Genomic DNA, 5,467 nt, shown 5'->3' with positions numbered 1-5,467 from the left:
TCGGCTTGTCGATGAGATCGAATTCCACCGCCTCCGGCGGCAACCACTTGAGCTCCCAGCCCAGGCGCGCGCTCGGCTCGGGCTGGGGCGTCAGATCGTCCGGGCCGGCCTCGATCTTGTCGCGATCGACCGGCGCGCCCCGCAGGAAACGGGACTTTTCGTAGGCGTGGTCGGGGATCACCTCCAAGAACAGGCAGACGGTTTCGCCGTCGTACGGGGCAAATTGCATCAGGAGGCGCGCCTCGTCGCTGAGCTTGGCGCGCCAATAGGGCGTGGGGGCGAGTTTCTTGAGCCCGGCGGCGGCGAAGTCGCCGCGGGCGAGGGCCGCGCGCAGTCGTTCGAGCGGTTTGGCGAAGCGGCCAGGGCGGAGGTCGCGGTACGTAACGATTCGCATTGGGCAAGTGTACGCGAACGGCGCGCGAAAACCGCATCGTTCAGCAGGGCGACGGCGGCGTCGAAGTCCATTTGATGTCGGACAATGATGCTCGGTGCGCGCCTAGCGACGGATCCCGGCCGTCAACGGCGCCGCGGCACGTTCGCTTCCATGCAAACGGAGACACTGTGTGGGCCCCGGAGCGGCAGGCGGCGAGCGCTACGGGAAACGCGTGACACAGGGGGTATCGTAGAGCCGTTGCGTCGCCGCTGACGTCGCCATCCGCGGGGGTTCTTTGCTTTGATACCGGCAATCCGGTTGAACGGCGCCTTGTGCGACCGCTGGCTCGCGTCGAGCGCCCGCAAAAGGCGACCTATCGCGGCGAGACCGAACTGATTCCGCCGGGGACGATGGTCAAATTCGTATCGCTCGCTGCGATCTGCCTTCAAATGCCCTGGGTTCGCAGTTTGGGTACGCAAGTCGGTGCGCAAACTTGTTGGAGCTGCGGGGATGACCTCTTTGGCCTCGACTACAATGACATCGCCTGATCTGGACCACCTCGACAAGGCCCGACAGTCGAAGGGCTTCGTCGCGTCTGAACGCGTGGGATTCCCATCCAGCGCCGGCGAGCTTATCCCCGAACTCTCCGACGGGGTTCACCCGAGTTCGCCTCGCCGGTCATTCGGATCAGCGGTTCAGGAGGTCCTTGACTCGTGCGGGATCGGCGGCGAGCGGGGAGAGCGCCGCTATCGCCAAAGGATGGTTGGGGCGCGAGGGAGGTTTTTGCGTCGCCGTCCGATGGGGCAATGGTCCGATTTGGCCACGGAGTGCGGCTCGCCGTCGCGTCGCGCCAGGACCACTACGACCTGGTGAGCTGATGTCGTCAGACACAGTGATGGAGGGTCGTCAGCCATGCTAAATCGAGCGCCCGACTCGTCCGAATTCGGTCGTTCCGATGCCCCATTCTCTCGCCTGCCTCCTGACGCCTCACGGCGCCCTGCGCCTCGAAGCGGCTGAGGACGACATTGCGCTCGACGCAAGTGTGGCGGAGCGGCTAGAGGCGGCGTTCCGCAAGGGCGATGGGCATGGCCTGCTGCAACTCGGCCTCGCCGAAGCAGGAAGCCGTCTGCCGCCGGACCTCGGGTTCTGGCGGGCCTTCGCCATGCGTTTCGTTGCGGCCTGCGCCAAAGGCGAAGGCGTCGCCGAGGCGGCCCGTCCCGCGGCGCCGGCCGAGGAAGCGCTGAAGACGCTCGTCGAGGAAGCGCCGCCGATGCGCGGCGGCGAGTATCTCGACCCCGGCCGTCTTGCGGCGCTGTGGGAGGCGCTCGCGCAGGCGTTCGAGATGGAGCGCAGCGAAAGCGGCCTGTCGGTCGGCGCATTCCTTGCCTCGCGCGACAGCCGCTGGCGGCAGGTCGGCCGGGTGCATCTCAACCTCGCCGAGAACCGCAAGGATGCCGAGCGGCCGTTCGCCTTTCTGGCGACCTACGCCTCCTCGCTCGCCGCGCACGGCGCGCTGAGGCACGCCCCGCTCGGCGCCGCCCTACGGGAATACGCCGGGGCCGGCGCGAACAGCGAACTCCTGAAGCTCCTCGAACCGGTGAGCCGGGCGGGCGAAAGCTGCGCCTGGCTGAAGGCGATCGTCGATTCCGGCGAAATCTTCCATCCGCTGCGCTGGACCCCTCGCGAGGCGATGAGCCTGTTATCGGACGTCGAGCGGCTGGAGCAGGCGGGCGTTGTCGTGCGCATGCCGGCCTCCTGGCGGGGCGGGCGGCCGAGCCGACCGGCGGTCGCGGCGACTGTCGGTTCGAACGCGCCCTCGCAGGTCGGCGCGGCGCAACTACTCGATTTGCAGGTCGACGTGAGCCTCGACGGCGCGCCGCTGACGCCCGAGGAGATCGCGAGCCTGCTCGCCGCGACCGACGGTCTGGCGCTGCTGCGCGGCCAATGGGTCGAGGTCGATGCGGCGCGGCTGAAAGCGACCCTCGACCGCTACGCCGAGATCCAGCGCCTCGCGCTGAAGCAGGGCGTGTCGTTCGGTCAGGCGATGCGGCTCCTGGCGGGCGCCGATGTCGGCGCGAGCGAGGCGACTCAGGCGGCGGAGGCCTCCTGGGGACAGGTGACCGCCGGCCCGTGGCTCGCCGAGGCGCTCGCCGCCTGCCGGAGCCCGGAGACGCTCGCAGCCGTCCATCCGGGCGAGGCGCTGAAGGCGACACTCAGGCCCTACCAGGACGTCGGCCTGCGCTGGCTCGGCTTTCTTGCGCGCCTAGGCTTGGGCGCCTGCCTTGCCGACGACATGGGGCTCGGCAAGACCATCCAGGTGCTGGCCCTGCTGCTGACGGTCACCGGCCGCGGCAGCGAGCGGCGGCCGAGCCTGATCGTCGCGCCGGCTTCGCTTCTCGCCAACTGGGCGGCCGAGGCCGAGCGTTTCGCGCCGTCACTCAACGTGTTCGTCGCCCATCCCGCTTTCGTCCCCGCCGAACGGCTGCGGTCGCCCTCCGCCCAGGATATCGCCGCGACCGATCTCGTCGTGACGAGCTACTCGTCCCTTCTGCGGCTCGACTGGCTCGGCAAGACCCGGTGGCGGCTCGCCGTCGTCGACGAGGCGCAGGCGATCAAGAACCCCGACGCGAGGCAGACCCGCGCCGTCAAGGCGCTCGACGCCGAGAGCCGGATCGCGCTCACCGGCACGCCGGTCGAGAACAATCTTCGCGATCTATGGTCGATCTTCGATTTTCTCAATCCGGGGCTGCTTGGCTCGTCTAAGGCCTTCGCCGCCTTCGCCAAGAGCCTCGCCGACCGCAGGCCGCCGTCCTATGCGCCGCTGCGCAAGCTGGTCGCCCCCTACATCCTGCGCCGCCTGAAGACCGACCGCAGCGTCATCGCCGACCTGCCCGACAAGACGGAGGTCAAGGCGTATTGCGCCCTCAGCCGCAGACAGGCGGCGCTGTACCAGTCGACGGTGTCCGCCTTCGAGGAGCGGCTGAAGGAATCGAGCGAGGACATGGGGCGGCGCGGGCTGGTGCTGGCGACGCTGATGCGATTGAAGCAGATCTGCAATCACGCACAGCACGGCCTTGGCGGCGGGGCCGCGTGGACGAGCGGGGACAGCGGCAAGTTCGCGCGCCTGACCGAGATCGCCGCGACTGTCGCCAGCCGGCAGGAGAAGATGCTGGTCTTTACCCAGTTCAAGGAGGCCGTCGAGCCGCTTGGCGACCTGCTTGCCGGCGCGTTCGGCCGCCCGGGCCTGGCGCTCAGCGGCGAGACGGCGGTGGGCAAGCGCAGGGCGCTGGTGAAGGCGTTCCAGGACGACGAGACCATCCCGTTCTTCGTCCTTTCGCTCAAGGCCGGCGGCTCGGGCCTCAATCTGACGGCGGCCTCGCATGTGGTGCATTTCGACCGCTGGTGGAACCCGGCGGTTGAGAACCAGGCGACCGACCGCGCCTTCCGCATCGGACAGAAGCGCAATGTCCTGGTGCACAAATTCGTTTGCCGTGGCACAATTGAAGAGCGAATCGATGAACTGATCGAGTCCAAGCGCAAGATGGCCGAGGACCTGCTCGCTGGCGGGGGCGAGATCAACCTGACTGAACTCGCCGACGCCGAGCTGATGGCGCTGGTCAAGCTCGACCTTGCCGCCGCGACCCAGGAAGGAGGGGCGCCATGAACTACTGGGGTTTCCGGCCGTACGTGCCGGTCGCGGCGCGGCGCGCGCAGGCGGCAAAGGAAATCGCGAAGCTCACAAAAAAAGGCCGCGCGGTCTCGCCGGTCATCGTCGAGGGTCGCAAGATCGCCAGGAGCTTCTGGGGCAAGGCGTGGTGCGACAACCTTGAGCGCTATTCGGACTTCGCCAACCGCCTGCCGCGTGGGCGAACCTACGTCAACAACGGCTCCGTGATCGACCTCCAGATCGAGCGCGGCAAGGTCGAGGCGCTGGTCAGCGGCTCAGAAATCTACAAGGTCAAGATCGACATCGCGGTGGCGGCGCCGGCGCGCTGGAAGGCCATTTGCGCCGACTGCGCCGGCTCCGTCGGCACCCTCGTCGAGCTCCTGCAAGGCAAGCTGTCGAAGTACGTCATGGAGCGCGTCTGCCGAGAGGCCGACGGGCTGTTCCCGGCGCCGCGCGAAATCAAGATGTCCTGCTCCTGCCCCGACTGGGCGGGCATGTGCAAGCACGTGGCGGCGACGCTTTACGGGGTCGGCGCGCGGCTCGACTCTCAACCGGACCTCTTGTTCACGCTTCGCGGCGTCAACCGGGAGGACATGGTCTCGATCGTCGGCGCCGATCTGCCGCTGACCGCGACGCCCGCTGCGAGCGACCGCGTACTCGCTGACGACGATGTTGCGGCTCTGTTCGGTCTCGACATGGCCGAGCCGGCGACGGCGAAGCGGGATCTCGTTACGGCTGATGGCGCTGAGGCTGTCGCCGACAAGGCAAAGTCGCGTGCGAAACCGGCGCAGGCGGCCTCGCCGGCGAAGGCAAAGACGAGGACAAAAAGACAGACGGCTGTGGCGGCGTCAGGCGAGCCCCCGGCGGATCGAAAGTCGCCGCGCGCGACGCAACCCGTTGCGACGAGCAGCGCTCGAACGTCAAGGAAAGCAAAATCGCCTTCTGACAAGCCTTCAGTCGAACGCATTTGCGCTGCCGGGCCGAAGGCGGAGACGGTCGTCGAAGGCGACGCCCACCCTCAGCGCAAGGGGCGTCACGCCACGACTGCACAACCGGGTCGCACGCGAGCGGCCAAGTGGATCGGCGCACGGGCGCGCAGGATGGGAGCGTGACGGTCAATGAACCCGCAGTGTCGAGAGCCGCGCGCCCGAGGTCGATGCGGTTGTTGAGCGGCGTGGGGTCCACTTGACGATCGTCCGATCGTCATCGCAACCCGTTGAACGGATAGCTTGTGCCGGGGTAAAGCCGCAGAGCCGAATGCACGGCATTGCGGGGAGCGGCGCGAGCACCGATGATCGGCTGCAAATGCATTCTGAATCGCCGGCTGCTTCGGCTGGGCCTTTGCCCCGAGCGACAAGGTCATGCAGATCGAGAATGACTACGACAAGGAGGTCTACAACGGCGACATCGGCTATATCGACGACGTC

Annotated in this window: 4 protein-coding genes; 3 read left to right on the top strand and 1 reads right to left on the bottom strand. The window is 67.7% G+C overall.

Features of this window, described 5'->3' with window-relative positions:
* A partial coding sequence (locus ACLP25_RS27800; protein WP_442472333.1) for a hypothetical protein occupies nucleotides 1-394 on the bottom strand: 394 nt, incomplete at its 3' end.
* Nucleotides 395-1,328: 934 nt separating this feature from the next.
* Here ACLP25_RS27800 and ACLP25_RS27795 point away from each other — a divergent pair.
* The 3 genes from ACLP25_RS27795 to ACLP25_RS27785 all read left to right on the top strand — a co-directional run.
* Nucleotides 1,329-4,037 (top strand): DEAD/DEAH box helicase, encoded by a 2,709-nt coding sequence (locus ACLP25_RS27795; protein ID WP_442472332.1) that lies wholly within the window; start codon nucleotides 1,329-1,331, stop codon nucleotides 4,035-4,037.
* On the top strand, nucleotides 4,034-5,152 hold the full coding sequence (locus tag ACLP25_RS27790; protein ID WP_442472331.1) for a hypothetical protein: 1,119 nt from the start codon (nucleotides 4,034-4,036) through the stop codon (nucleotides 5,150-5,152). The genes ACLP25_RS27795 and ACLP25_RS27790 overlap by 4 nt, the downstream gene beginning before the upstream one ends.
* A 249-nt stretch (nucleotides 5,153-5,401) precedes the next feature.
* Nucleotides 5,402-5,467 (top strand): hypothetical protein (locus ACLP25_RS27785; protein ID WP_442472334.1); only part of this gene is annotated, 66 nt, incomplete at its 3' end.

Source organism: Roseiarcus sp., from assembly GCF_052145395.1.
GTDB lineage: Bacteria > Pseudomonadota > Alphaproteobacteria > Rhizobiales > Beijerinckiaceae > Roseiarcus.
This window is presented reverse-complemented; position numbering and strand designations above follow the sequence as displayed.

What these genes read in the sequence shown, in the direction of transcription:
- ACLP25_RS27795 (WP_442472332.1), top strand. Translation starts at nt 1,329, where the DNA reads ATGCCCCATTCTCTCGCCTGCCTCCTGACGCCTCACGGCGCCCTGCGC.
- ACLP25_RS27790 (WP_442472331.1), top strand. Translation starts at nt 4,034, where the DNA reads ATGAACTACTGGGGTTTCCGGCCGTACGTGCCGGTCGCGGCGCGGCGC.